Source organism: Oleiphilus sp. HI0123 (assembly GCF_001635315.1).
This window is the reverse complement of sequence record NZ_LWGE01000290.1, coordinates 1-394: the sequence shown is the minus strand read 5'-3', so window position 1 is coordinate 394 and position 394 is coordinate 1. Positions and strand designations below refer to the sequence as shown.

The window sequence follows — 394 nt, the reverse complement described above, 5'->3', positions numbered from 1 at the left end:
AGTTCTTCCAAGCGAGCTTTGATTTTGTCGATTAGTCCGATGCTGACGAGTACTTCATCGGTCGCAATCATTAGCTTTTTAATGCCTAGTTGGCCAATAGCATCGCATAATTCCAGTGAGGAGTCTGCACCAGTGAAAAGCGTTGGCTTTGGCATCGGAACGACTGCTGCAGCGACCTTTAGTGCTTTTGCTAGACCTTTGTAATATTGAACTTTTAAAGAAAATAACATGACAATACCTAATCGTAATTCGCAAAGTTGTAGAGTGGATGTTTAGAGTAACTGCTCTAAAAAAATAGAGTATAAGCTCTAATTATTGAAAAGTAAAATGACTTGGAGTCATGCTATACGAATTCGTACTACTTTCATCAGCTCAAAATCCATTCCAGCGAGCT

Annotated in this window: 1 protein-coding gene; it reads right to left on the bottom strand. The window is 39.3% G+C overall.

What is annotated here, in order from left to right:
* Positions 1 to 230: hypothetical protein (locus A3761_RS02795; RefSeq protein WP_197472760.1), on the bottom strand; the 230-nt coding region annotated here is incomplete at its 3' end.
* Between the last annotated feature and the right edge of the window lie 164 nt (positions 231 to 394).